Below are 24688 nucleotides of genomic sequence, written 5' to 3' on the forward strand. Positions count from 1 at the left end.
AATCGCAACCATACGCCCATGTCGAAAGTGCTTCGCGTACGGACGTGCGGGCCCCGAAACCGGGTCCGAGGCCGGCCGCCGCCCCCGAAGGGACCAGTCCCGCGCAAGTACCCGATAAACTTCACAGAAAGCTGTGGCGTGAATCACTTCAGCCTGGCCTGCGGGGGTCGTGCTTGCGGCGAGACGCCTCGAAACGTCACTGTTTCGGCGGTCTGGACCGCCGGGTACTTGCGCGATCCGCCCGGCCCGTGTGGACTACGCCCAATGCTCCGCGCACGCGCGGGGTCCCCGAGCATTTCCGAAACATGACAGGAGGCAATCCGTGAGCGCGACCGCGGACCACGCGGAGGAGCGGACCAACCCTGCCGCCAGGCTGGGGTTCGAGCCCGGACAGGTGGTCCAGGAGATCGGCTACGACGACGACGTCGATCAGGATCTCCGCGAAGGCATTGAGACCGTGATCGGCCAGGATCTCGTCGACGAGGACTACGACGACGTGTGTGACGTCGTGCTGCTGTGGTTCCGCGACGAGGACGGCGACCTCACGGACGCGCTGGTGGACGCCATCGGGCTGATCGACGAGGGCGGGCAGATCTGGCTGCTGACCCCGAAGACCGGCCGCGACGGCTACGTCGAGCCGAGCGACATCAATGAGGCCGCGCAGACCGCGGGTCTGTCCCAGACCAAGAGCATCAACGCGGGCAAGGACTGGGCAGGCAGCCGACTGGTCACGCCCAAGGCCGGCAAGCGCTGAGCCGCACGGTCTCACCGTTCGCCACCGAGCCCCCTCCGCCTGTTCCGGAGGGGGCTCGGCCCTGTTCAGGACGGGTTCCCCGGACGTGCGCCGCGGCGCGTAGGGTTGGCCGCGTCCTGTTGAGCGTGAGCGGAAGGGAAGCACCCCATGGCGATCGAGGTCGGCACAAAGGCTCCGGATTTCGAGCTGAAGAACCAGCACGGCGAGCTGGTCAAGCTCTCCGATTTCCGCGGCGAGAAGGCCGTCGTCCTCCTCTTCTACCCCTTCGCCTTCACCGGCGTCTGCACCGGCGAGCTCTGCGCGCTCCGTGACGAGCTGCCGAAGTTCGCCAACGACGACGTCCAGCTGCTGGCCGTCTCCAACGACTCCCCGTTCTCGCTGCGCATCTTCGCCGAGCAGGAGGGGCTGGAGTACCCGCTGCTGTCGGACTTCTGGCCGCACGGCGAGGCCTCGCGGGCGTACGGCGTCTTCGACGAGGAGAAGGGCTGCGCGGTGCGCGGCACCTTCATCATCGACAAGGAAGGCGTGGTGCGCTGGACGGTCGTCAACGGCCTGCCCGACGCCCGTGACCTGAACGAGTACGTCAAGGCGCTCGACACCCTCTGAGGCGGCGCGCTCTCCCGGCGCCCCGGCGTACCTGCGCCCACCGGGCCGAATCCGCACTGATCCAGGTGCGATATCTGCAATCGGTGGGAACCGGTCACTAGGATCAATTCGTTGATCCGATGCCATGCACGATGGGGGCGCAAATCTTTACGTACCCCTCGAATCTATGGGAGGACTCGTGGGAGTCAGCCTCAGCAAGGGCGGCAACGTCTCGCTGACGAAGGAAGCCCCCAATCTGACCGCCGTCGTCGTCGGTCTGGGCTGGGACGCGCGTACGACCACCGGTACGGACTTCGACCTGGACGCCAGTGCCCTGCTGACGAACGACCAGGGCAAGGTGGCCAACGACCAGAACTTCGTGTTCTTCAACAACCTGAAGAGCCCGGACGGTTCGGTCGAGCACACCGGTGACAACATCACCGGTGAGGGCGAGGGCGACGACGAGCAGATCAAGGTGAACCTGGCCGCTGTGCCGGCCGAGGTCTCCAAGATCGTCTTCCCGGTGTCGATCTACGACGCCGAGACCCGCCAGCAGAGCTTCGGCCAGGTCCGCAACGCCTTCATCCGCGTGGTCAACCAGGCCGATAACAACGAGCTGGCGCGCTACGACCTGAGCGAGGACGCCTCGACCGAGACCGCCATGGTCTTCGGCGAGCTGTACCGCAACGGCGCCGAGTGGAAGTTCCGGGCCATCGGCCAGGGCTACGCCTCGGGTCTGCGCGGCATCGCGCAGGATTTCGGCGTCAACGTCTGATCGGCCGGAGCCGACGGGATCCGTGGGGATCCGACGGGATCCGCCATCTGATCGTCGACGTCCGGACCGGACAGCACCACTGCAGGGGCTGCCGGGCCAGGAGTGACCGCGACCGGCGCCGTACGCCCCGCCCGGGGAGTACGGCGCCGGACGTGCATACAGGGACACGGGCCGCGCCGGGCACGGCCCGCACGGACACAGGGGAGGAAGCGCACGATGAGCGTCACGCTCGCCAAGGGGGGAAATGTCTCCCTTTCCAAGGCCGCTCCGAATCTCACGCAGATCATGGTCGGCCTCGGCTGGGACGCACGGTCCACGACCGGAGCGCCCTTCGACCTCGACGCCAGCGCGCTGCTGTGCCAGTCGGGCCGGGTGCTGGGGGACGAGTACTTCGTCTTCTACAACAACCTCAAGAGCCCCGAGGGCTCCGTCGAGCACACCGGGGACAACCTCACCGGCGAGGGGGAGGGGGACGACGAGTCCGTCCTCGTCGATCTCTCGCAGGTGCCCGAGCAGGTCGACAAGATCGTTTTTCCGGTCTCGATCCATGAGGCCGATGCGCGCGGCCAGAGCTTCGGCCAGGTCAGCAATGCCTTTATCCGGATCGTCAATCAGGCCGACGGCAGCGAACTCGCCCGTTACGACCTCAGCGAGGACGCCTCCGCCGAAACCGCAATGATCTTCGGCGAGGTGTACCGCCACAACGGCGAATGGAAGTTCCGTGCGGTAGGGCAGGGGTACGCGTCGGGTCTGCGGGGCATCGCTCTAGACTTCGGGGTCAACGTTTCGTAAAGCGCCGCGCGCTGCGCGCGGGGGACCCCATACAGCGAGGGATTGGGTAGGCAGTGCTCCTGAAAACCTTTGGCTGGTCGTTCGCCATCACGGTGATAGGCCTCGCCTTGGCGGGCGTGCTCTGGGGGTGGCAGGGGCTCGCGATCGTCGGGATCCTGTCCGTCCTGGAGATCTCGCTCTCGTTCGACAATGCCGTGATCAACGCAGGCATCCTGCGCAAGATGAACGCCTTCTGGCAGAAGGTCTTCCTCACCGTCGGCATCCTCATCGCGGTGTTCGGCATGCGGCTGGTGTTCCCGGTCGTCATTGTCGCGATCACCGCGAAGCTGGGGCCGATCGAGGCGGTCAACCTCGCCATCAATGACAAGGCGCAATACCAGGAACTGGTCACCAGCGCGCACCCGGCCATCGCGGCCTTCGGCGGAATCTTCCTGCTGATGATCTTCCTCGACTTCATATTCGAGGAGCGCGACTACAAGTGGCTTTCCTGGATCGAGAAGCCCATGGCCAAGATGGGCAAGCTCGACATGCTGTCGGTCATCATCGGGCTGGTCGTCCTGCTGGTGAGCGCAATGACGGTGGCCACCGCCGCCGCGCACGGCGCCGGTGACAAGAGCGCCACGGTCCTGCTGGCCGGCGTCGCGGGCATGATCACCTATCTCGTCGTCGGCGGCATCTCCGGCTACTTCGAGGACAAGCTGGAGGACGAGGACGAGGACGAGGAAGGGGAGGAGGCCGCGGCGGCCCCCGCGAAGAAGGGCACCGGCGCGGCAGTGGGCCTGGCCGGCAAGGCCGCGTTCTTCATGTTCCTCTACCTTGAGGTCATCGACGCGTCGTTCTCCTTCGACGGCGTCATCGGCGCCTTCGCGATCACCAACGACATCTTCATGATGGCGCTGGGCCTGGGCATCGGCGCGATGTACATCCGCTCGCTGACCGTCTTCCTGGTCCGCAAGGGGACCCTGGACGACTATGTCTACCTGGAGCACGGCGCCCACTACGCGATCGGCGCGCTGGCCGTGATCCTGCTGGCCACGATCAAGTACGAGATCCCCGAGGTCGTCACCGGCCTGGTGGGCATCTCGCTGATCGGCCTCTCCTTCGCCTCGTCCGTGATCAGGAACCGGCGCGAGGGCAAGCCGGGAGATTCCTCAAAGGCACAGTCGGAAGTGGCGCACCGAGTGTGATGCGACGCTGATTGCGGAACGCTCTCTGCGGGGCGGCCCTGAGGTGTGGACCTCCAGGCCGCCCCGCAGCGATGTGGGGCCGAGCAATGGGGTGGGCAGAGTGTCGTTCCTGGGGAATCTGTGGCGCGGTGGCGCCGCGAAGTTCGACTTCGACAGCGGCGGAGCGTCGTACGTCGTCGAGCTGACGAAACGCAATCCGACCGTCTCCCTGACCAAGCAGGGGGCGGCCACCGGACATCTGCGGGTCAATCTGCACTGGCAGATGCGGCCCTCGGACCTGCACGAGCGGAGCGGGCAGGGCAGGGGCGTGCTGCGGCATCCAGGCAAACTGTTCAAGCCCGAGATAGTGCAGGCGCAGGGGCCGGCCGTGGTCAACGTCGACCTGGATCTGGCCTGCCTGTACGAGCTCACGGACGGCACCCGGGGCGTGGTGCAGCCGCTGGGAAACTTTCTGGGCGATCTCAACGGGGCGCCCTTCGTCAAGCTCAGCGGCGACGACCGCTTCGGTTCGGGATCCGGCGAGACGCTGTACATCAACCTGGACCACCGCGACGAGATCAAGCGCATGCTGATCTTCGTCTACATCTACGACGGCACACCGGCCTTCGACCGTACGCATGCGGTCGTGACGCTCTACCCGAGCAGCGGACCGCGGGTGGAGGTCAAGCTGGACGAGCGGGCGCCACAGGCGCGCTCCTGTGCCGTCTTCATGCTCGAGAACGTCAAGGGCGAGCTGACGGTGCGCCGCGAGGTGAAGTACGTCTACGGCTTCCAGGCGGAGCTCGACCGGCTGTACGGCTGGGGGCTGCAGTGGGGGCGGGGCTACAAGACCAACGCCTGAGCCGGGCACGCTGCGGCCCGCCGCCGGAGCGGCGCGCCGCTCGTTCCGGCTCCGGCCCCCGCGGCCGCCGGTCCGAGCCGCGCCCCCGCGGCCTTACGTCTGTGCCGCGTCCCCGCCGCCGGGGGCGTCCGCCCGGTCTCCCTAACGGCGCTGGAACTGCGGGCCCTGGGGCGGCAGGACGAAGGACGGGTCCGGCACGAAGGGCTGCTGCACCGGGTAGCCGTACGTCGAGGCCGGTGGTTGCTGCGTCGGCTGCGGAGGGCTGTACGGGGACGGCGGCGGCTGCTGTGGCTGGTACTGGGGCGGCGGTCCCGGGTAGCCGTAGGCGGGCTGGACCGGGGGCTGCGTCGGCGGTGGCGGAACGTTCTGCGGATAGCCGTAGCCGCCGCTCGTGGGCGCCGTTCCCGGCGTCTGGGGCGCCACGGTGGGAGGTGAGGCCAGTGGTGCGGACGAAAGAGGCTCCGGCATGGCGTCCGGCACGTGCTGGGTGACCGCCTCCGGGTCCGACGCCGACGAGGCCTGGGGGGCCGCCGCGGACGGGGGGCCGGAGGCCTCTTCGGGCCAGGTGCTGGGCGGCGGGGTCGCGGCGGAGGCGGCGGGGCCGGTCATCGCCGGGCCGGGGGCGGCCGGGCCGGGGACGGTCGGGTCGCCGGACGGGCCGGGCTCGCTCCCGGGGGCCGGGGCGGCGGTCGATGCCGGCTCCGGCCCGGGGGGTGCCGACACCGGGGCTTCCGAGGCCGGCGGACCGTCGGCGGCAGCCTCGTTCTCGTCCACCGAGATCCCGAACTCGGTCGCCAGGCCGACCAGACCGCTCTCGTAGCCCTGCCCCAGGGCGCGGAATTTCCAGCTGTCGGCGCGCCGGTACAACTCCCCGCAGATCAGGGCCGTTTCCTCGCCCGTCTCGGGAACCACATCGAAGACCGCGATCGGCTCGCCGTCGCTCTGCGCCGCGTCGTACAGCATGACCCGCAGATCCGTGACGCCCGCGAACGGGCCACCGTCCGAGGAGGCGGCCAGCACGACCCGGTCCACCGACGCGTCCAGCGCCGACAGGTCCGCCTCGATGGTGTCGGTCAGGCTCTCTGCGAGCTGTGTCTTGGGCAGGTGCCGCACCAGGCCACTGGGGTGCCGCGGTTGGTTGTAGAAGACGAAGTCCTCGTCGGAGTTCACGCGCCCCTCGGGTCCCACCAACAGGGCCGAGGCATCGACATCGGGGACACCGGCGCCGGGGGTCCAGCGCAGGACGGCCCGGACCGCCGTGGCATCGAGGGGTACGTTCGACCCTTTCAGCATCGCGTGCGTCATGCCGCAATCCTGCCTTCCCGGAGGTCGCAGCGACAACGCGGGGGGCCGCGAGCCGTTCCCGGGGCGTGGCCGTGGATGCCCGGGCGCCTCGTGGGGGTTACGTGATTTTCACGCACGCGGGAACTAACCAGGCCCCCACACACGTACGATTACCGGCTGGATCCAGACAGCGAGACGCAGCGGGGGTGCCGGATCCCGCATGTAGACGGGGAGTTATATGCGTCATTTTGGGTACCTTCCGCCCGACATCCGGAAGACACTGTTCCACCAGGAGCCGGTGGAGTTCACCGCCGGCTCTCCGGCCCGCACGCTCGCGGTCGCTCTGGGGGCGACGCTCTACAGCCCCGCCACCCGCCCGCGACTCGCCGCCGATGTCCTCAAGCAGGCCGCGCGTGGCGTGACCTCCATGGTCCTGTGCCTCGAGGACTCCATAGGCGACGGGGATGTCGAGGCCGGCGAGGAGAACCTTGTGCGGCAGCTCGGCCTTCTCGACGAGGCGGCAACTGCGGGCGCTGATCTTCCCCTGCTGTTCATCCGCGTCCGCACACCCGGCCAAATACCGGATCTCGTCCGCCGGATGGGCACTGCCGTGCACAGGCTGTCCGGTTTTGTACTTCCGAAGTTCACCGAGGAGCGTGGCATCCCGTTCCTTGAGGCGCTGAACGAGGCCGAGGGCGACTGCGCCCGGCCGCTGTTCGTGATGCCGGTGCTGGAATCGCCGGAGTTGCTGCATCTGGAGAGCCGCGCCGAAACCCTTGCGGGCATCGCCCGGACCGTGGACAAATACCGGGACCGGGTGCTTGCCCTGCGGCTCGGCGTCACGGACTTCTGCTCCGCCTATGGACTGCGCAGAGCCCCCGACATGACGGCCTACGATGTCCAGATCGTTGCCTCCGTGATCGCCGATGTGGTGAATGTGCTGGGGCGGGCGGACGGCACGGGCTTCACGGTCACCGGCCCGGTGTGGGAGTACTTCCGGCTGCAGGAGCGGATGTTCAAGCCGCAGCTGCGCCGCAGCCCCTTCCTCGGACGCGCCGAGGAGTTGCGCACGGCCCTGATCGAGCACGACATGGACGGCCTGCTGCGGGAGATCGAACTCGACCGCGCGAACGGTCTGCAGGGCAAGACCTGCATCCACCCCTCGCATGTCGCGCCGGTGCACGCCCTCTCGGTCGTCAGCCATGAGGAGTTCAGCGACGCGGTCGACATCCTGCGGCCCGAGCGGGGCGACGGCGGGGTGCTGCGCTCCGCCTATACGAACAAGATGAACGAGGTGAAGCCGCATCGCGCCTGGGCCGAGCGGACCCTGCTGCGCGCCGAGGCGTTCGGGGTCGCCCGGGAAGGCATCGGGTTCGTGGAGCTGCTGACGGCGAGCCTGCCGCAGGCGTGAGCGAGCGGGCGTGAGCGGGCGTGACGTGAGCAGGCATGACGTAAGCAGGCGTGACCTGCGGGACAACAGATGAACGGTACGACGGAGGAGACGGAACACGTGGTCTGGACGGGAGAATGGGTCGCCGGCCGGCTCGGGGTCTCGCTGAGCGGCGGGGACGAACTGCCGGAACTGCTGGGGCTGGCGCTGCGGCGTAACCCCAAGCGGGCCCATTTGCTCGTGTCGAACGTGCTCGGCAAGCACGTGCCCCAGCGGCCGGATGTGGTCCATGGCGCCGGCGTCGGGCTGGGGCGCCGGGTGCGGAAGCTGCTGGGCGACGAGGCCGCTGCCCGCTCCGTCGTCCTCGGCTACGCCGAAACCGCCACCGGCCTGGGACATTCGGTGGCCGACGGCCTGGCACTCGCGCCGTATCTGCACTCCACCCGCCGGCCGGTCGCGGGCGTGGCGCAGGTGGGCGGGTTCGAGGAGGAGCACAGCCACGCCACCTCGCATCTGCTGCTCCCGGAGGACCGTGCACTCCTCGCCGGGGACGGACCGCTGGTGCTCGTCGACGACGAGTTCTCCACCGGCCGGACCGTCCTGAACACGATCACCGCGCTGCATGCGCACTTCCCACGCGAGCGGTACGTGGTCGTCGCCCTGGTCGACATGCGCTCCGACGCGGACCGCAGCCACCTGGAGAAGTTCGCGGCGGAACTGGGTGCCCGCGTCGACCTCGTGGCACTGGCCGCCGGCGGCGTACAGCTGCCTGCGGACGTCCTGGCCCGTGGCCAGGAACTCGTCGCCGCGCAGGAGGCGCTTGCGGCGCGGGCCCCTGCGCCCGCCACGGGGACCGTGCCCGAGGGAGCGGGCTCCGAGGGCGCTGGTTCCGAGCGCACTGACCGCGGTCCCGGTTCGGCAGATACACCGACGGCGCCCGGTGGCGGCGCTGGCGTCCTGCGGGTCGGTCTCGACTGGCCCGCCGGGCTGCCGGACGGTGGTCGGCACGGCTTCACACCGGCGCACCGCGCCCGGCTGGAGGCCGCTCTGCCGCACATGGCGACCCGGATCGCCCGGCAACTGGACGGCGCCCGCCGCATCCTCGTCCTCGGCAACGAGGAGTTGATGTACGCGCCGCTGCGGATGGCCCAGGCCCTGGACACTCTCCTGGCCGAGGAGGCGGGTGGTGCCGAGCCGGCGCCGCACGTCTTCTTCTCCACCACCACCCGGTCGCCGGTGCTCGCCGTCGACGACCCCGGTTACGCGATACGGACCCGGCTGTCCTTTCCCGCTCACGACAGGCCGGCCGACGGTCCGGGGGAGCGGTACGCCTACAACGTGGCGGCCGGCGCCGACCCGGAACGCGGCTTCGACGCCATCGTGGCCGTCGTGGACTCGCACGGGGACTGCCCGGAACTGCACGCCACCCACGGTCTGCTGCACCGGCTCACCGAGCACACCGGCCGGCTGCTGCTCGCCGTCATCCCCTCGTACGCGCCGCAGCCGCAGCCGCAGCCGCAGCCACAGCCCCGGTCCAAGCCCCATCCCGAACCGCAGGTCCGGTCCATGCCCCTCCCCGAGCCGTTGCGCGGCCCCGCCTTCTCCTCCTACACCGCTGACGAGGTCGGCTGGCTGCTGCAGGACCTCTCCGATGTCACCCTGGAAGCGCCGACCGAGGAACGCGAGGAGGCGATTCAGCGCGGTGGCGCCCACTACGCCGAGTCGCTGCCGGTCGAATACCAGCCGAGCGAGCAGTACCAGGAGCTGTTCCACAGCGCGCTGCGGACCTCCGCGAGCCGGATTGCCCGGGCGGTCGGGACCGTCACCGAGACCGTGCTCGCCGAACGCGGCCCACGCCCCGTGCTGGTGTCGCTGGCACGGGCCGGTACCCCCGTCGGGGTGCTGATGCGCCGCTGGGCGCTGCACACCCACGGCGTGGAGCTGCCGCACTACACCCTCTCGATCGTCCGCGGGCGGGGCATCGACACCACCGCACTGCGCTGGCTGGCCGCCCATCACGATCCGGCGGATGTCGTCTTCGTGGACGGCTGGACCGGCAAGGGCGCCATCACCCGCGAACTCGCCCAGGCCCTGGCGGACTTCCCGGGCTTCGACCCGCGGATCGCCGTGCTCGCCGACCCCGGCGGCTGTGTCGAGACCTATGGCACCCGGGACGACTTCCTCATCCCGTCCGCCTGCCTCAACTCCACCGTCTCCGGCCTCATATCCCGCACCGTTCTGCGCGACGACCTCGTGGGGCCGGACGACTTCCACGGTGCGAAGTTCTACCGGGACCTGGCGGCGGACGATGTGTCGCACGCGTTCCTGGACGCGGTCGCCGCCCGCTTCGACGACGTGGCCGCGGAGGTCGCGACGGAGGTGAAGGAGCTGGCCGCCGCCGACCGGGCGCCCACCTGGGAGGGCTGGGCGGCCGTTGAACGGATCAGCGAGGAGTACGGCATCCACGACGTCAATCTCGTGAAGCCCGGTGTCGGCGAGACCACGCGCGTCCTGCTGCGCCGGGTCCCCTGGAAGATCCTGGCCCGGCAGGGAGCCGGGGCCGATCTCGATCATGTGCGCCTCCTGGCGGAACAACGGGGCGTGCCCGTCGAAGAGGTCGGCGAACTGCCCTATACCTGTGTCGGATTGATCCACCCCCGCTTCACCCGCGGGGCCACGGGCGCCGACGGCAAGGCGGTGGCCTCCTGATGAGCGCGATCGTCGCCAGCGACCTCGACCGCACCCTGATCTATTCGGCCGCCGCCCTGAGCCTCGCCATGCCGGACGCCGAGGCCCCCCGGCTCCTGTGCGTCGAGACCTATGAGCGCCAGCCGCTGTCCTATATGACGGAGACGGCCGCGGCCCTGCTCGCCGAACTGGCCGGCGCCACCACCTTCGTCCCGGCCACCACCCGCACTCGCGAGCAGTACGGCCGTATCCACCTCCCCGGGCCCGTCCCCGAGTTCGCCGTCTGCGCCAACGGCGGCCATCTGCTCGTACGGGGGGAGTCCGACCCGGACTGGCAGCGCACCGTCGCCGGGCGGCTCTCCTCGCAGTGCGCACCCCTGGACGAGATCCGTGCGCACCTGGTCCGCACCGCCGACCCGGCCTGGTTGCGCAAGGAACGCGTTGCCGAGGACCTTTTCGCCTATCTCGTCGTGGAGCGGCCACTGCTGCCGGACACCTGGGTGAAGGACCTGACCGGCTGGGCGGACGAACGCGGCTGGACCGTGTCCCTGCAGGGCCGCAAGATCTACGCCGTGCCGAAGCCGCTGACCAAGAGCGCAGCAGTGGCGGAAGTGGCCCGCCGCACCGGGGCCTCCGAGATCCTCGCGGCCGGTGACTCCCTTCTCGACGCCGACCTGCTGCTGGCCGCGGACCGCGCATGGCGGCCCGGACACGGCGAACTGGCGGACTCCGGCTGGCACGCCCCTCATGTCACGGCGCTCGACGAACAGGGTGTCGCGGCGGGCGAGGAAATCGTGCGGGCCTTCATTCGCGGCGCCGCATCCCCGAGCCGGGCCGGCTGACACGGGCGGCCACGAAGACCGCCAGCGGCAGGATCACCTCGCTCGGCAGCGGCGGGAACAGATTCTCCGCGGCGATTGCCACGCCCGCGCCGGGCGCGCCGAGCGTGTCCATGAGGCCCGGTGATCCAGCCGGGTGCGGTGCTTCCGATGCTCTCGATCATGCTTCAACGCTATGAATTCGCACCTCACGGCACATTGCGGTACACCGCACAAAAAACTGCGGTTTTCCGCAGTGCGCGGGGATGCGCGGTGCGGCTAGCGTTTTGATCATGTGGGGAATGGCACGGCGCGGATTGCGCTTGGCGACAGGGCTTGCGCTCGGTGCTGTGATGACGGCGGCCGAGCTCCCCTTCGTTGTGCTCTCCGGCCTCTCCCTGCTGCTCGTCCTCGCCTGGCCGCGCGGCCGACGCGTGGTCCTCGAGCACGTGTGCGCCGCGGCGCGGCTCCTGACCGAGAACAATCGAGGCCGCCTCCGCGTCTATTTCGTGACCGACACGTCAGACACCTACACCGGCCCCCGCGCGTTGCACTATCTCTCCCTGCGCTGGGGGTTGGGCCTGCTGGGGGCTCTCGTCCTGAGCGCGGCGCTGATCGGAGCGGCGTACGGCACCGTCTGGATCTACATCCTGCTCTTCGACGAAGCCCGCCATCCCGGCACCCTCGCGCTGACGAGCGTCGGCGGCCTCTTTCTTCTCTTCCTCGGCCTGCAGAGCAGTTTCGGCGTCGCCGGGCTGGAGACCAAGCTGGCGCGGTATTACCTGGGCCCCAGCCACCAAGAGGCGCTGGAGCGCCGTATCGAGCAACTGGCAGCCAGTCGCGCCGGCGTCATCGCCGCGGTCAACGATGAGCGCCGCCGTATCGAACGCGATCTGCACGACGGTGTGCAGCAGCGGCTGGTGGCCCTGGGCATGCTGCTCGGCCGCGCGCTGCGCAGCCAGGACGCGCAGCGCGCGGACCAACTCCTGCGCCAGGCCCACGAAGAGAGCAGCCAGGCCCTGACCGAGCTGCGCGAGGCGGCATGGCGGGTCTATCCGACGGTGCTGGACGAAGCAGGGCTGCGCGCAGCCCTGGAAACGGTCGCGGAACGCTCGGCCATCTCCGTACGCCTCGACTACGAACTTGCCACCGAACCCGACACCGCCGTGGCCACGGTCGCCTACTTCGTGGTCTGCGAAGCCGTCACCAACGCCGTCAAGCATTCCGATGCCGGACAGATAACGGTCCGCGTCGCCCCTGGCGAGGACGCCGTGCTCGTGCACATCGAGGACGACGGTTTGGGCGGCGCGGATTCGTCCGGCAGTGGCCTGTTCGGGCTGGCCCGCCGGGTCGCCGCCCTCGACGGCCGGTTCCGGGTGGACAGCCCGGCCGGCGGACCGACCATCATCACCGCGGAGCTGCCGTGCGCGTAGTGCTTGCCGACGATTCGATCCTGCTGCGGGAGGGCCTGGTGCGCCTTCTTGCCGAAGAAGGACACGAGGTGGCCGCCGCGGTCGGCGACGCCGATCAGCTGATCGCCGTGCTGGAGCAGGTGGGAGAGCGGGGCGAGAAACCGGACGCGGTGGTCGTGGACGTCCGGATGCCACCCACGCACACCGACGAGGGGCTGCGCGCCGCCGTACAGATCCGGGAGCGCTGGCCCGACGTCGGCGTACTGGTGCTCTCGCAGTACGTCGAGCGTCGCTATGCGACGGAGTTGCTGACCGACGACAGCGAGGGGGTGGGATATCTGCTCAAGGATCGGGTGCTCCAGGTGGACGAGTTCCTGGACGCGCTGGAACGGGTGGGCGCAGGCCAGGCTGCCTTCGACCCCGAAGTCGTACGGCAGTTACTGACACGCAGCCGTCGCACGGATCCGCTCGGCACCCTCACCGCACGCGAGCGGGAGGTGCTGGGGGAGATGGCGCAGGGCCACACCAACGCAGCGATCGCCGTCCGGCTGCACATCTCGCTGAGCGCCGTCGAGAAACACACCAACGCGATCTTCGACAAGCTCGATCTGATCGGCACCTCCGGATACTCACGCCGGGTCCTGGCGGTGTTGCGCTATCTGGGGACGTGAGACCGGGGAGGGAAGGAAGGCACGAGGCGAGGGAGCGACCGGAAAGCAGTCGGTGAAGGTGGCGGCTCGGTTAGTCTCGCCGAGGCGGTTGGCCGCATCGTCCGGTGATCGCCCGAGACCGCGATCCTTGACCCAGGGGAGAGCCAGTGACCGAGTCCAAGAGCACGCCGATCACGGCGGAGATGTACGACTACGTCCTCGCCCACAACCCACCGTTGAACGCCGCGCAGCGGGACATCGTGGAGCTCACCCGACAGCAGTTCCCCGAGGCGGCGGGGATGCAGTCAGCGGAGGAACAGGGGCCCCTGCTGGCGTTCCTGGTGCGGCTGATCGGGGCTCGGCATGTCGTCGAGGTGGGAACGTTCACCGGGTTTTCGGCGCTGTCCATGGCCCAGGCGCTGCCCGCGGACGGCACGCTGATCGCCTGTGATGTCTCCGAGGAGTGGACGGCGTACGGCCGGGAGGCATGGGAGAAGGCCGGTGTCGGGGACCGCGTCGAGCTGCGGATCGCGCCCGCGCTGGAAACGCTGCGGGCGATGCCGACCGAACCGCATATCGACCTCGCCTACCTCGACGCGGACAAGGGCGGCTATATCGCGTACTGGGAAGAGCTGGTGCCCCGGCTGCGGCCGGGCGGCCTGATCGTGGCGGACAACGTCCTGTACCACGGGGAGGTTGCCGACCCGGCGGCGACCGGGTCGGCCCTCGCGATCAGGGCCTTCAACGACCATGTAGTGGAGGACTCCCGTATGGAGGCGGTCATTCTCACGGTGGCCGACGGCGTGACCCTGGCACGCAAGAGGTAGCGGCCGGGGCTCCAGGCCCCGCAGTCGCCGTGAGTACTAGCCGCCGCAGCAACCGCCCCCGCAGCAGCCGCCGCCTCCGCCCTGCGGGGCGGCAGCGGTCGCGGAGCCGCCGACGGCGACCGTGGAGAGGAGCTTCACGGTGTCCTCGTGGCCCTCGGGGCACACGGCCGGGGCGGAGGACTCGGCCATCGGCCGGTTCAGCTCGAAGGTGGAGCCGCAGGGGCGGCACCGGTATTCGTAACGAGGCATGAGCACAGGTTAGCCGCGGCGCCGCTCAGCGGACGACGGTGCCGGGCGGCGCGCCCAGCATGCCCAGCTCCGCACGGGTCGGCGCGCCCTCCCAGTCGCCGGGGGACGCGACCGCGAATGCTCCCGTGGTGACGGCCCGCTCCAGGCATGCGGCCGGCCCTTCACCGTCCAGCAGCGCCGACAGATAGCCCGCCACGAAGGCATCGCCGGCCCCCACGGCATCGACGGCCCGTACGGCCTTGGCGGACCGGTGCAGGGAGCCGCCGTGCGTGAAGGCCGTTGCCCCCTCCGCGCCGAGTTTGACCACGATCTCGCCGACGCCCAGCTCCCTCAGCAGCCTGGCCTGCGACGCGATGCCGGCGGCGGAGTCACCGTCGGCGTCCCGGGGCGGGAGGCACAGCGGAAGCTCGTCATCGGAGGCGATCAGGAGATCCACGAAGGGGATCCACTCGCCCAGGACCACGGCGGCTTCCTCGGCCGTCCACAGCCGGGCGCGGAAGTTGACATCGAGGCAGACCAAGGAGCCGTGCTCGCGGGCCAGTCGGAGGGACTGCAGAGCTGCCGAGCGAGCCGTGGGGCTCAGGGCCGGGGTGATGCCCGTCAGGTGCAGGACGCGGGGCGGGGCGGCGCGGAAGGCGCGTTCGATCACGTCTGGCGTGAGCCGCGAGCCGGCCGATCCCGCACGGTAGTAGTGCACCCGGGTGATGTCGGGCAGCCGCGGTTCGAAGAGGAGCAGCCCGGTCGGGGCACCCGGATCGGTCGGGGCGCCGGACACCTCGACGCCCTCGGCGCGCAGCGTACGCAGCACCAGTTCCCCGGCCTCGTCCTCGCCGACCGCACCCGCCCAGCGGACCTCGTGCCCGAGCCGGGCCAGCCCGATCGCCACGTTGCTCTCCGCTCCGGCGATGGAGACCTGCATCGTGCCGCCGAGCTTCAGCGGGCCGCTGCCGCGTAGCGCGACCATGGTCTCGCCGAAGGTGAAGACGTCCGGACGGCCCGGTTGCCGGGGAACCCGTGGACGGCCCGGCGCGGCCCCGGGGCGGGCATCGGCGCCGCCGCCGTGCTGTCCGTCCCCGTGTCCGTCCCCGTGTCCGTCCCCGTGTCCGTCCGCGGCCCCATGCCCGTCCCCGTGATCGTCGCTGTCCCGCGGTGCTTGTCCGCCCCCGGCAGCCGACTGCCCCGTCATCGTGCGCACACCGCCCTGAACTCCGCCGCGCGCTTGCGCAGCCCGTCCAGGTCGCCCCCGTCCGCCGCGTCCCCGACCAGCGGCGAGCCGACACCCACCGCTACCGCCCCGGCGGCGAAGTACGCCTGCGCGGCGGCTGCGTCCACGCCCCCGACCGGCACGAACGGCAGCTCGGGGAAGGGCGCCCGCAGCGCCTGCAGATACGCCGGTCCGCCGGCCGACGCCGGGAACAGCTTCAGGGCCGAGACGCCCAGCGCGTCCGCGGCGATCACCTCGGACGGCGTCAGCACGCCGGCGAGCGTCGGCAGGCCCTGGCGTACGGACTCCTCCAGACCGGCCCCGAGGCCGGGGGTGACAATGAGATTCGCCCCGGCTTCGGCGGCGCGCCGGGCGTCCGATGCGGTCAGGACGGTGCCGGCGCCGAGCCAGGCCGCGTCGCCCAGCTCGGCGCGCGCCCGTCGGATCACGGTGAGGGCGTCCTTCCCGCTGAGCGAGATCTCGATCAGCGGAAGGCCCGCCTCCACAAGCGCCATGACGGTACGGAAGGACGCCTCCGCATCTCTGCCCCGGATGATGGCGACCAGTCGCTCGGTCCGGAGCGCTGTGCTGAGGTCCATGGCGTTTCCTGCTTTCTCCTGCACCCCGCCGCGTGGGTGACTGCGCGGCTGGGTCGTTCGGGCGCGCGGGTGACACCTTCGATTATTCCGGGCCGCACCGACAGGTGTACCGGGCGTGCCGGATGTGCCGGAGATGCCGTGCGTGCCGGAGGTGTCGTGCGTGCCGGAGGTGCCGGGGCCGACAGGTACACCCCCTCACCATTCGGCGAACGACCCGTCCTCATGGCGCCACACGGGGTTCCGCCAGGCGTGGCCCCGCTCATCCGCCGCCCGCACCGCGGCCTCGTCCACCTCCACACCGAGCCCGGGGCGGTCGGTCCGCAGCAGTGATCCCCCGTGGAAGCGGAACGGCTCCGGATCCACCACGTAGTCCAGCAGCTCGGCGCCCCGGTGGTAGTGGATCCCGATGGACTGCTCCTGGATGAGGAAGTTCGGTGTGGTGAAGGCGACTTGGAGGCTGGCGGCGAGTGCGACCGGACCGAGCGGGCAGTGCGGGGCGAGCTGCGCCCCGTACACCTCCGCGAGCGCGGCGATCCGGCGCAGCTCGGAGATGCCGCCCGCATGCGAGACATCGGGCTGGAGGATCGCGACGCCGGCTTGGAGGGGAGCCAGGAACTCTCGCCGGGTGAAGAGACGTTCACCGAGTGCGAGGGGGATGTTGGAGGCGTTGACGAGATCAGGGAGGGCTTGCAGGCAGTCGGAGAGGACGGGCTCCTCGACGAACATCGGCGCGTAGTCGGCCAGCAGGGGGAGGAGCCTGCGGGCGTTGGCGGGCGAGACCCGGCCGTGGAAGTCGAGGCCGAAGTCCCGTTCGTCGCCGAGGACTTCGCGTGCCGTCTCGGCGCGCAGCAGGCATTCCCGTACCTCGGCGCGGGTGGCCACCGGCGTCATCCGGCCGCAGCCGTTCATCTTGACGGCGGTGAAGCCCGCCTCGATCTGGGCGGTGACCGCGTCGCGGACGGCGTGCGGCTCGTCGCCGCCCACCCAGGCGTAGGCGCGGATCCGCTCGCGTACCGGTCCGCCCAGCAGCTGGTGGACGGGGACGCCGTGCCGCTTCCCCTTGATGTCCCACAACGCCTGGTCCAGGCCGGCGACCGCGGACGACAGGACGGGCCCGCCGCGGTAGAAGCCGCCTTTGGTCATGACCTGCCAGTGGTCCTCGATGCGCGCCGGATCCTGGCCCAGAAGGTACTCGGACAGCACCTCCACCGCCGCCCGGACCGGCTCGGCCCGCCCTTCGACCACCGGCTCACCCCAGCCGACGACGCCCTCATCGGTCTCCACCCGGACGAACAGCCAGCGCGGTGGCGCGAGGAACGTCTCGATGCGGCTGATCTTCATGGAACGGCTCCGTCCTGTCGGGGTGCGGGTGCGGCGCGCCGCCTACGGGCGGAGTCCGCTTTACCGGACCGATGCCTTTCCCCTCAACCCCTACGGATGCTCCCGCGCCAACCCCTACGGATGCTCCCGCGCCGACAGATCAAGCAGTTCGAGCATCGCCATATAAGCCCCGTCGACGTCCCGGCTCCGTACGGCCTCGACCACCGCGGCGTGGGCCGCATGAGGATGTTCGAACACGCCGTCCGCGGCGAGCACGGCCCGTTCGCGCTGGACGAGTACCGGCACGATCACCCGGTGCATCTGCGCGTAGAAGCGGTTGTTCGAGGCGATCAGCATCGCCGTGTGGAACGACGCATCGGCGCGTATGCGCAGTGCCGGATCGGTGTCGGTCGTGGCCATCGCGCCGAGCGCGGTGTCCAGTGCCGCCAGATCCTCATCCGTGCGGCGCTCCGCAGCGAGCGCGGCCGCCGCAGGCTCGATGGAACGGCGCAGTTCGAGCGCATCGGCGAAGAAATCGGACGAGACACCGGCCGCGAGCTTCCAGCGCAGCACGTCCGGATCCAGCAGGTTCCAGTCCTCCCGGGGGCGGACGAACGTGCCACGCTCCTTGTCGGCATCGAGGAGACCCTTCATGGTCAGCACCTTGACCGCCTCACGCAGCACGGTCTGGGTCACGTCCAGCTGCGCCATCACGTCCGGCATGACGAGGCTGCCGCCCTCACCGTAAGTGCCCTTGATGATCCGCCTCGCAAGCGCTTCGACCGCCTCGTGGTGCACCCCGTGCCCGCCGGCGGAGGAGGCGGTGTGCTCCGAACGGCTCATCGTGTGCTCCCTGCTCTCCCCGTGTTCGCCGACCTGCCGCCCCTCCCTCCAACCCACGCCGTCCCACCCGGCCGCCGCACCGGCCTGCCCAGCGCTCGGCCGTCACACCGCACCTGGAGGGACGCGTCGGCCAAGTCCCCGTGATCCGGTTCCCGTCATCAGCCGTCAGGGCGTACCGAGCACCCCATTCCCACCTCGGTACGCCCTGACGTCTCTCCTCGCCCCGGCTCAGGGCCTCTTGCCGGCGGTACCGGCATCCGTGCCGGTGCCGGAGCCCGCACCCACCCCCCTGGTACCGGAGGAGGCAGTACCCGTGCCCGTACTCGTACCCGTGCCCGTACTCATGCCCGTGCGGGATCTGCTCCCGCTGGTGCCGGCGCCGATCGAACCGCGCCCGGCATGCGAGGCGCCTTGGACGTTGACCCGCGCCGCCTGCCGTGCGGCGGTCATGCCGGAGACGGGATGCAGCTGGCCACGGTCGAACCGTTCCGCTTCCTCCGGGTGCCGGGCGCGCCAGTACGGATTGTCGTGCGAGAGGCCGCCGCTGACCCGTCCGTACATCCCGAAGACCAGCAGCATCAGTCCGACCGCAAAGCTGAAGAGGACGTTCTGGAGCCGGAAGGCGAGGAAGTTCGCGCCGGTGTCCAGCAGCGCCAGGTTCACGAAGCCGCTCAGGAGGAAGAGGATGCCGAACACGATGTTGAAGGTCGAGGCGAAGTTCCCGCCGATCACCATGCCGGCGACGAGGATCGCGCCGACGACGATGGAGAGGATGCTCAGGGAGCCGTTGGTGTTCAGCCCGGCAACGGTGTCGCCGCCGGTGTCGAAGAAGCCGATGTGGTGGGTCAGCCCGAGGATGCCGAAGGCGATCAGCACCAAGCCCATCAGCCCCGCGCCGATGCGGTAGACCTTGCTGAGCCGGTGGTCCACGGGCAGATGCTCATCGAGCCGGGTGTGATGCGCCTTCGTCCGGTGAAAGGGGTTCGAGGGCCCGTGCAGGGTCTGGCCAGTAGCCCCAGTAGCCATCTCCGGCCTCCTTCGCGCAGGTGTGCCGCCTGGGCCGTACTTCCCTCCAGGATCCGCCCACGTGCGACATCACGCCATTGCACCCTGGGTGACGGGCAGGTGGCCGCGGCGACGAGCACAGAGGCGGCATCCGCCCCGGGACCACCCGCCGGCCCACCTCCGGAGCCTCAGCCGCTCCCGCAGTCTCAGCCGCTCCCGCTCCCGCTCCCGCTCCCGCAGCCTCAGCCGGCCCCGCCCCCTGGACCGCCCCTGGCCCCGCGGATCTCCTGCACCACCCGGGCCGCCGTCTCCCGTACCGCTTCGGTCTCCGTCAGGAAATGCCACCAGTCCGGATGCCGCCCCTCCAGGCCCGCGACCGCACGGTCCAGCCGCGCCACCGCCTCGTCCAGGGGGCCGGCATGCCGCGGCTCGGGGGTGCTGCGCCCGGCCATCGCCAGCCGCTGCGCATCCCGGACCGCGAAGCGCGTCCGTTCGACCTCCTTCTGCCGGTCGAACGACACCGCATCGAGCCGCTGCAGCCGGTCACCGGCCGCCGAGACCGCCTCGTCGGTGCCGTCCAGCAGCGCCCGTACGGTGGCCAGCAGGCTCGTGGCATCCGCCCAGCGCTGCTCGTCCCGCGCCTGCTGCGCCTCCCGCAGCTTGACCTCGGCCTGCCGGACGGACTGCGCGGCCTGTTCCGGTACCTGCTGCAGGTCCTGCCAGCATGCCGCGCTGTACCGCCGCCGCAGCTCGCTGAGGACCGGGTCGACCTTCCCGGCACGCGTCGTGATCGCCTGGGACCGGGTCCGCAGTGACACCAGCCGCTTGTCGATCTCCGCCGCCTTCCCCGGCAGCCGCTCGGCCTCGGTCCGTACGCCCTCGGCCTTGCGCAGCATGTCGTCGGCGCGCCGGATCGTCTCCTGTACGCCATGCTGCCCGGCACCCTGGTTGAGCTTGGTCAGCTCGGGCCCGAGCGCCGCCAGCCGGGTCGCGAGATCATCGGCCCGCAGCCCCTGCGCACGGACCGCGTCCAGCGCATTGCTCGCCGCCAGCAGCGCCTGCCGCGCCCGCTCCACGGCCGGAGCCAGCCGCGCCAGCTGTGTCTCGGCGGTCTGCAGCAACGGCCCGAGCCCTTGCGCGAACCGCTCCAGCTCGCTCCGGACGCGATCCAGCTCCTCCTTGGCCCGCGTCAGATCCGCTCGCGCCCGCGCCACCGCGGCACCGTCCAGATCGTCACGGTCCAGATCGTGGGAGTCGACCGCGGTGATGTACTGCTGACTCACCTCGTCGATCCGCCGGCCGAAGCCCTCGTAATCCGCCGCGGCCTTCCGCGCGGCCGGCGAATTGTCGACCGCGGTGATCGTCTCTATGGAGATCCGCAGGTCACGGTGTGCGGTGTCCAGCTCGTAGAACGCCGCCGCCGCGGCGTCCTTCGCGGCCTGCGCGTCGGCCCGCTGACTCTCCCCGCGCCCGAACCAGCGACGGGTCCCCCCACCCGCGAACGACACCGGCACCATCGCCACCAGCAACGGCAACGGCAGCAACACGAGCCCCACCACATCGCGGAGCGGACCCCCACGGACGCGACGGCGTTCTCGCTGCTCATGCGGCTGCGTCTCTGTCGCCGTCACTTCCCTCTCCCGATCGGATCGCCCCAGGACCGAATGTCATTCTCCCACTCACCGGAAACGAACACACCGGCCGGTAAGTTCGGACTTCGAGTACGGGTTTGCCGTTCAGCCCCAGAGGCAAGGTAGTCTGTCGGCTCGGCCAGGGCGCATAGCTCAGCGGTAGAGCGCTGCTCTTACAAAGCAGATGTCACAGGTTCAAATCCTGTTGTGCCCACAGAGAAATAGCAGGTCAGAGGGCCCTTCGCGGCGGCACGCGGAGGGCTTTCCGTGTTCTTTGCCCGGCGGTACATGTTCCGTACGCCTCGGTCCGTACACGTCGGCGCGGTCAGGTCGCGTTTCCACCGCAGATTCCTGCTCCGGCTCGGCGAGCGACCTGGCTGCCTTGCGCGTCTTCCCCAGAGCTTGTCCGGGGGCTTTACCAGGCTGCTGGAGACGGGCGGCCTGTTACTGATCTTGTAAAGGCATCACGCCACGGGGGCTCGGGGCATGTGAACGGAGGCGGGTGGCTGCATGCAGCCACCCGCCTACTCGGCCCACTCCGTCAGCCGCATGCCGAGGTCGGGGGCCGGTCCCAGGTCGTACGGCGGTGGCGGCTCGAACGGCAGATTCATGATTTTCCCTCCCCCTGTCCGGCCACCCCTGATCGAGCGGGTGGCGGCTACAGGGGGCGCGCTCCCTCGCGGGGCGGGCCTGTGCGCCGGCTCGCTACACCTCTGTTTCTGCGAGTTGCCGGATCAGGTGGTCGGCGAATGCGGTGATCACTGCGGGGAGTTGACGGCCTGCCATGGCCTGGATCTGGAGGGTGCGGAGGTGCATTTCCGGGTTGAGGATGGCGAGGGCTTTGAGGCCTTCGCGGCGCAGGCGTTCGTGCACGCTGATGTGGCCGGTCAAGGAGACGGCGTCGGTCTCTTTGACGAAGGTGGACAGCGCGATGGAACTCGAGCTGACCAGCAGCGGTTCGAAGGTGATGCCCTCGATGGAGCAGCAGAGGTCGAAGAGGCGTCTGTTCGTGGTGCCTTCTTCGGTGAGGGCCACCGGGTAGGGGAGGAGGTCGTGGAGGCGGATTTCGTCTCGTTCGGCCAGTGGGTGGTCCGATCTGACCAGGGCTTGGATCGGGGCCCGCTGGGCGTGTACGACGCGGACATCGGGGGCGGGGGCGAGGCTGAAGGTGACTCCCAGGTCGACGGAGCCGTCCTGGACCATTTGCGTGGTCAACGAGGGGGTCGCCACGGGCAGTTGAAAGGTGGTGCCCGGGTGTTCCCTGCGGAAGGCGGCCATGGCCTGCGGGAGGAATTCCTGCGCCGCGCCCTGTGAACTGGCCACTCGGACGACGCTTCCCAGCCGGCCGCGCCCGCGGATATCCGCGAGCACCTGGTCGGTTTCCAATGCGGCTCGGCGCGCATAGGCGGCGAGCAGAGCACCGGCCTCGCTCGGCACCATTCCGCGCGGTCTGCGCTCGAAGAGCGGTACGCCGATTTCCTGCTCGAGTTTGCCGATTTGCCGGCTGATGGCCGAGCCCGCGACCAGCAGCCGTCTGGACGCCTCGTTGACCGAGCCGGTACGGACCACTTCGAGGAAGTACTCAAGAGCCGGACTGTTCAGCATGCCGCCAGCATAAGGAGCCATTGCATTTCAGGCAATGGTTTGTTCTATAAATTGCGATTGTGCGAATGGTGGGGTTGTGCCTACCTTCTCCCTATGCCCTGCGGGCTCACCCGGCCGGGCGGACCGCACGACGGGGAAGCGCCCCACTGGGCGCCCTCACCGGCGACCGGCCCAGGGGCCTCACAGCCGCTCAGGTGTGCATCCTCCCCGCAGGCAGCCGAGGCAGGGGAAAACGATGAATGCGACAGCCTCCAGCGAATTCACCGGCTCGTGTGCGATGCCGCACCGGGACGCGGAATTCCTCTGCCCGCTGCCCCACATACCGGAGGCCGTCGGCGTGGTGCGCCGCCGTGCACACACGGTCCTGACCGGCTGGAATCTGTCTCCCGCCACCATTGAGGACGCAGTGTTGGTGATTTCGGAAATGGTCACCAATGCGGTCACTCATGCCCTGCCCCCGGCGCTGCTGCAACTGTCCCGGACGGGCGGCGGCGAAGGGCCCTGCGCCCTGCGTATCGAGGTCACTGATGCGGGACCGTCGGCGGACGCCCGGCGGCCGGACGGCGGCCCGCAGGCCGGGGAGCACGGCCGTGGGAGCGGCATCGTCAGCGCCCTGTCCGTCCGGCACGGCGTCCGCGCGGACCGCGGCTGGATCACGCGGTGGGCGGATCTCCGGGCGGCGTGAGGACGCGTTCGCCACAGCGTTGCCGTAAAGGCAATCAGGTGTTCTAGAAGTTGCGATTGTGTGAACGACCCGGCGGCCCTAGCGTCATCGCTCAGCGAGTTCACGAGCCCCGCCTTCCGCTTCTCACTCATCCATCGGCGGTTCCACTCTGCGCGACAGTTCGCCTGCTCGATTCGAGGGAGTAACACTCATGACGACCGCTAGAGAGACAGGCCAGATGATTGCCGAGAAGCCCCTCAGCAAAAGCCGTGCGAGGCGTGCCGTGCTCGCGGCCACGGCGGGAAACACGCTGGAATGGTTCGATCTGGCCACGTACGGGTTCTTCGCGGTTTCGATCTCCAAAGCGTTCTTCCCCGCCGGCGACCCGACCGTTTCCCTGATGCTCGCCTTCGGCACGTTCGGGGTGTCGTATCTGGTCCGGCCCTTGGGTGCTCTTGTCTTGGGGACTTTCGCGGATCGCACCGGTCGTAAGGCCGCGCTGCTGCTCACGATTCGGCTCATGATGGTCGGGACTTTGCTGATCGCCTTGATGCCGACTTACGAATCCATCGGACTTGCCGCGCCGGTCCTGATTCTGGTGGCCCGGCTGCTGCAGGGATTCTCGGCGGGTGGCGAGTTCGGCAGTGCCACCGCGTTTTTGGCCGAGCAGGCGCCCGACCGGCGTGGCTTCATGGCGAGTTGGCAATTTGCCTCTCAGGGGTTGGCGACGCTGCTGGCCGCGACATTCGGCACCGTGCTGAGTCTCACGCTGTCCGGAGCGCAGCTGGATTCCTGGGGCTGGCGCATCCCCTTCCTCGCCGGCCTGCTGATCGGCCCGGTCGGGTACGTGATCCGCCGTCAGGTCCCGGAGTCTCCCGAATTCGCCGAGGCCACCGAGGCGGGGGACGTCGCGACGACCCCGGTCCGGCAGGTACTCCGGGACCAGAAGCTTCGGGTGCTCCTCATGGTCGGCGCACTGGTGATGTCCACCGCGGTGACCTACGTGATCGTCTATATGCCGACCTATGCGCAGGAGACTCTGGGCCTGCCGCCCTCCGCCGGCTTCATCGGGGCGGCGGTGTCCGGCGTGGCGCTGACGGCCGTGACGCCCCTGGTCGGTCACCTCTCGGACCGGACCGGCCGCATCAAGATCATGCTCATCGCCGGGACCGCGATGGTACTCAGCATCTACCCGCTGTTCCTGCTGCTGTCGGGCAGCCCGTCGCTGCTGGTCATGGGCGTGGTGATGTTCACGCTCGGCGTCTTGAAGGCCTGCTACTTCGGTGCGCTGCCCGCGTTGATGTCCGAGGCCTTCCCGACCGGCACGCGCAGCACCGGGCTGTCGCTGAGCTACAACATCGGCGTGATGTCCTTCGGCGGCTTCGCTCCCGTGATCATCACCTGGATGATCGCCGCGACCGGCAGCCACCTCTCACCGAGCTTCTACATCATGGCGGCCGGCGTCCTGAGCATCGCCGCCCTGCTGGCGAGCCGGCGCTTCCTCTCCCTGCGCTGACGCACCTGGCGCCGCCCCCCGGCCGGTATCCGGCGGACCGCGGAGCCCA

23 protein-coding genes, 1 tRNA gene and 1 pseudogene are annotated in these 24688 nt (G+C 69.8%); 15 read left to right on the forward strand and 10 right to left on the reverse strand.

The window, feature by feature from the left end:
* Positions 1 to 322: 322 nt before the first annotated feature.
* The 6 genes from OHS81_RS25775 (at position 323) to OHS81_RS25800 (ending at position 4934) form a co-directional block, all read left to right on the forward strand.
* Positions 323 to 754: a DUF3052 domain-containing protein gene (locus tag OHS81_RS25775; protein WP_030081424.1), complete on the forward strand. Its 432-nt coding sequence runs from the start codon at positions 323 to 325 to the stop codon at positions 752 to 754.
* A 147-nt stretch (positions 755 to 901) separates the two neighbouring features.
* Positions 902 to 1360 carry a peroxiredoxin gene (locus OHS81_RS25780; RefSeq protein ID WP_328387027.1) on the forward strand — a complete coding sequence of 153 codons (459 nt, stop codon included), beginning with the start codon at positions 902 to 904 and terminating at the stop codon, positions 1358 to 1360.
* A gap of 178 nt (positions 1361 to 1538) precedes the next feature.
* Positions 1539 to 2114 carry a TerD family protein gene (locus OHS81_RS25785; protein WP_328387028.1) on the forward strand — a complete coding sequence of 192 codons (576 nt, stop codon included), beginning with the start codon at positions 1539 to 1541 and terminating at the stop codon, positions 2112 to 2114.
* A gap of 216 nt (positions 2115 to 2330) precedes the next feature.
* Positions 2331 to 2906: a TerD family protein gene (locus OHS81_RS25790; RefSeq protein ID WP_328387029.1), complete on the forward strand. Its 576-nt coding sequence runs from the start codon at positions 2331 to 2333 to the stop codon at positions 2904 to 2906.
* Between the two features lie 53 nt (positions 2907 to 2959).
* Positions 2960 to 4093 (forward strand): DUF475 domain-containing protein, encoded by a 1134-nt coding sequence (locus OHS81_RS25795; RefSeq protein WP_328387030.1) that lies wholly within the window; start codon positions 2960 to 2962, stop codon positions 4091 to 4093.
* Between the two features lie 100 nt (positions 4094 to 4193).
* Positions 4194 to 4934 carry a TerD family protein gene (locus tag OHS81_RS25800; RefSeq protein WP_328387031.1) on the forward strand — a complete coding sequence of 247 codons (741 nt, stop codon included), beginning with the start codon at positions 4194 to 4196 and terminating at the stop codon, positions 4932 to 4934.
* A gap of 141 nt (positions 4935 to 5075) precedes the next feature.
* On the opposite strand, the gene OHS81_RS25805 is transcribed toward OHS81_RS25800, so the two are convergent.
* Positions 5076 to 6239: a TerD family protein gene (locus OHS81_RS25805; protein WP_328387032.1), complete on the reverse strand. Its 1164-nt coding sequence runs from the start codon at positions 6237 to 6239 to the stop codon at positions 5076 to 5078.
* Between the two features lie 217 nt (positions 6240 to 6456).
* Here OHS81_RS25805 and OHS81_RS25810 point away from each other — a divergent pair, with 217 nt between their 5' ends.
* From OHS81_RS25810 to OHS81_RS25820, 3 genes are all read left to right on the forward strand, one after another.
* The gene (locus OHS81_RS25810) at positions 6457 to 7629 is read left to right on the forward strand and encodes an HpcH/HpaI aldolase/citrate lyase family protein (protein WP_328387033.1); all 1173 of its coding nucleotides are present in this window, start codon (positions 6457 to 6459) and stop codon (positions 7627 to 7629) included.
* Between the two features lie 69 nt (positions 7630 to 7698).
* Entirely contained in the window at positions 7699 to 10317 is a 2619-nt protein-coding gene (locus OHS81_RS25815) for a phosphoribosyltransferase (protein ID WP_328387034.1), read from the forward strand.
* Positions 10317 to 11138, forward strand: coding sequence for an HAD family hydrolase (locus tag OHS81_RS25820; protein ID WP_328387035.1), 822 nt, complete (start codon positions 10317 to 10319; stop codon positions 11136 to 11138). Before OHS81_RS25815 ends, OHS81_RS25820 begins: the two co-directional genes overlap by 1 nt.
* Positions 11139 to 11142: 4 nt before the next feature.
* On the opposite strand, the pseudogene OHS81_RS25825 reads toward OHS81_RS25820, so the two are convergent.
* Positions 11143 to 11299 (reverse strand): annotated as a pseudogene (locus tag OHS81_RS25825) (DedA family protein); the annotation flags it as partial.
* A 108-nt stretch (positions 11300 to 11407) separates the two neighbouring features.
* On the opposite strand from OHS81_RS25825, the gene OHS81_RS25830 reads away from it, so the two are divergent.
* From OHS81_RS25830 to OHS81_RS25840, 3 genes are all read left to right on the forward strand, one after another.
* Positions 11408 to 12547: a sensor histidine kinase gene (locus OHS81_RS25830; protein WP_328387036.1), complete on the forward strand. Its 1140-nt coding sequence runs from the start codon at positions 11408 to 11410 to the stop codon at positions 12545 to 12547.
* Complete coding sequence (locus tag OHS81_RS25835; RefSeq protein ID WP_328387037.1) at positions 12538 to 13197, forward strand: response regulator transcription factor; 660 nt, start codon at positions 12538 to 12540, stop codon at positions 13195 to 13197. Before OHS81_RS25830 ends, OHS81_RS25835 begins: the two co-directional genes overlap by 10 nt.
* Before the next feature lie 182 nt (positions 13198 to 13379).
* Positions 13380 to 14003 carry an O-methyltransferase gene (locus tag OHS81_RS25840; RefSeq protein ID WP_443058868.1) on the forward strand — a complete coding sequence of 208 codons (624 nt, stop codon included), beginning with the start codon at positions 13380 to 13382 and terminating at the stop codon, positions 14001 to 14003.
* Between the two features lie 36 nt (positions 14004 to 14039).
* Here OHS81_RS25840 and OHS81_RS25845 read toward each other — a convergent pair whose 3' ends face one another.
* From OHS81_RS25845 to OHS81_RS25875, 7 genes are all read right to left on the reverse strand, one after another.
* The gene (locus tag OHS81_RS25845) at positions 14040 to 14252 is read right to left on the reverse strand and encodes an FmdB family zinc ribbon protein (protein ID WP_328387039.1); all 213 of its coding nucleotides are present in this window, start codon (positions 14250 to 14252) and stop codon (positions 14040 to 14042) included.
* Positions 14253 to 14277: 25 nt separating this feature from the next.
* Complete coding sequence (locus OHS81_RS25850) at positions 14278 to 15447, reverse strand: sugar kinase (RefSeq protein WP_443058764.1); 1170 nt, start codon at positions 15445 to 15447, stop codon at positions 14278 to 14280.
* On the reverse strand, positions 15435 to 16055 hold the full coding sequence (locus tag OHS81_RS25855) for a bifunctional 4-hydroxy-2-oxoglutarate aldolase/2-dehydro-3-deoxy-phosphogluconate aldolase (RefSeq protein ID WP_328387040.1): 621 nt from the start codon (positions 16053 to 16055) through the stop codon (positions 15435 to 15437). Before OHS81_RS25855 ends, OHS81_RS25850 begins: the two co-directional genes overlap by 13 nt.
* 195 nt (positions 16056 to 16250) lie before the next feature.
* Positions 16251 to 17396, reverse strand: coding sequence for a galactonate dehydratase (dgoD, locus tag OHS81_RS25860; RefSeq protein WP_328387041.1), 1146 nt, complete (start codon positions 17394 to 17396; stop codon positions 16251 to 16253).
* A gap of 114 nt (positions 17397 to 17510) precedes the next feature.
* On the reverse strand, positions 17511 to 18218 hold the full coding sequence (locus OHS81_RS25865; RefSeq protein WP_328387042.1) for a FadR/GntR family transcriptional regulator: 708 nt from the start codon (positions 18216 to 18218) through the stop codon (positions 17511 to 17513).
* 228 nt (positions 18219 to 18446) lie between these two features.
* A complete protein-coding gene (locus OHS81_RS25870) occupies positions 18447 to 19244 on the reverse strand; it encodes a DUF4383 domain-containing protein (RefSeq protein WP_328387043.1) in 798 nt (265 codons plus the stop codon).
* Positions 19245 to 19465: 221 nt separating this feature from the next.
* The gene (locus tag OHS81_RS25875) at positions 19466 to 20854 is read right to left on the reverse strand and encodes a hypothetical protein (protein WP_443058765.1); all 1389 of its coding nucleotides are present in this window, start codon (positions 20852 to 20854) and stop codon (positions 19466 to 19468) included.
* A gap of 142 nt (positions 20855 to 20996) precedes the next feature.
* Here OHS81_RS25875 and OHS81_RS25880 point away from each other — a divergent pair.
* Positions 20997 to 21068 (forward strand) — tRNA-Val (locus tag OHS81_RS25880).
* Positions 21069 to 21559: 491 nt separating this feature from the next.
* Here OHS81_RS25880 and OHS81_RS25885 read toward each other — a convergent pair.
* Positions 21560 to 22459 carry a LysR family transcriptional regulator gene (locus tag OHS81_RS25885; RefSeq protein ID WP_328387045.1) on the reverse strand — a complete coding sequence of 300 codons (900 nt, stop codon included), beginning with the start codon at positions 22457 to 22459 and terminating at the stop codon, positions 21560 to 21562.
* A gap of 235 nt (positions 22460 to 22694) precedes the next feature.
* On the opposite strand from OHS81_RS25885, the gene OHS81_RS25890 reads away from it, so the two are divergent.
* Positions 22695 to 23144, forward strand: coding sequence for an ATP-binding protein (locus tag OHS81_RS25890; protein ID WP_328387046.1), 450 nt, complete (start codon positions 22695 to 22697; stop codon positions 23142 to 23144).
* A gap of 217 nt (positions 23145 to 23361) precedes the next feature.
* The gene (locus tag OHS81_RS25895; RefSeq protein ID WP_328387047.1) at positions 23362 to 24639 is read left to right on the forward strand and encodes an MFS transporter; all 1278 of its coding nucleotides are present in this window, start codon (positions 23362 to 23364) and stop codon (positions 24637 to 24639) included.
* Positions 24640 to 24688 lie beyond the last annotated feature (49 nt).

It is taken from the genome of Streptomyces sp. NBC_00400, assembly GCF_036048035.1.
Taxonomy (GTDB): Bacteria; Actinomycetota; Actinomycetes; order Streptomycetales; family Streptomycetaceae; genus Streptomyces.

Bases quoted from the DNA above. Each gene is read 5' to 3' on its own strand.
- OHS81_RS25870 (WP_328387043.1), bottom strand. From the start codon at position 19,244: ATGGCTACTGGGGCTACTGGCCAGACCCTGCACGGGCCCTCGAACCCC.
- OHS81_RS25845 (WP_328387039.1), bottom strand. From the start codon at position 14,252: ATGCCTCGTTACGAATACCGGTGCCGCCCCTGCGGCTCCACCTTCGAG.
- OHS81_RS25815 (WP_328387034.1), top strand. From the start codon at position 7,699: ATGAACGGTACGACGGAGGAGACGGAACACGTGGTCTGGACGGGAGAA.
- OHS81_RS25830 (WP_328387036.1), top strand. From the start codon at position 11,408: ATGTGGGGAATGGCACGGCGCGGATTGCGCTTGGCGACAGGGCTTGCG.
- dgoD (WP_328387041.1), bottom strand. From the start codon at position 17,396: ATGAAGATCAGCCGCATCGAGACGTTCCTCGCGCCACCGCGCTGGCTG.
- OHS81_RS25805 (WP_328387032.1), bottom strand. From the start codon at position 6,239: ATGACGCACGCGATGCTGAAAGGGTCGAACGTACCCCTCGATGCCACG.
- OHS81_RS25895 (WP_328387047.1), top strand. From the start codon at position 23,362: ATGATTGCCGAGAAGCCCCTCAGCAAAAGCCGTGCGAGGCGTGCCGTG.
- OHS81_RS25790 (WP_328387029.1), top strand. From the start codon at position 2,331: ATGAGCGTCACGCTCGCCAAGGGGGGAAATGTCTCCCTTTCCAAGGCC.
- OHS81_RS25840 (WP_443058868.1), top strand. From the start codon at position 13,380: ATGTACGACTACGTCCTCGCCCACAACCCACCGTTGAACGCCGCGCAG.
- OHS81_RS25855 (WP_328387040.1), bottom strand. From the start codon at position 16,055: ATGGACCTCAGCACAGCGCTCCGGACCGAGCGACTGGTCGCCATCATC.
- OHS81_RS25865 (WP_328387042.1), bottom strand. From the start codon at position 18,218: ATGAGCCGTTCGGAGCACACCGCCTCCTCCGCCGGCGGGCACGGGGTG.
- OHS81_RS25820 (WP_328387035.1), top strand. From the start codon at position 10,317: ATGAGCGCGATCGTCGCCAGCGACCTCGACCGCACCCTGATCTATTCG.
- OHS81_RS25780 (WP_328387027.1), top strand. From the start codon at position 902: ATGGCGATCGAGGTCGGCACAAAGGCTCCGGATTTCGAGCTGAAGAAC.
- OHS81_RS25810 (WP_328387033.1), top strand. From the start codon at position 6,457: ATGCGTCATTTTGGGTACCTTCCGCCCGACATCCGGAAGACACTGTTC.
- OHS81_RS25890 (WP_328387046.1), top strand. From the start codon at position 22,695: ATGAATGCGACAGCCTCCAGCGAATTCACCGGCTCGTGTGCGATGCCG.
- OHS81_RS25885 (WP_328387045.1), bottom strand. From the start codon at position 22,459: ATGCTGAACAGTCCGGCTCTTGAGTACTTCCTCGAAGTGGTCCGTACC.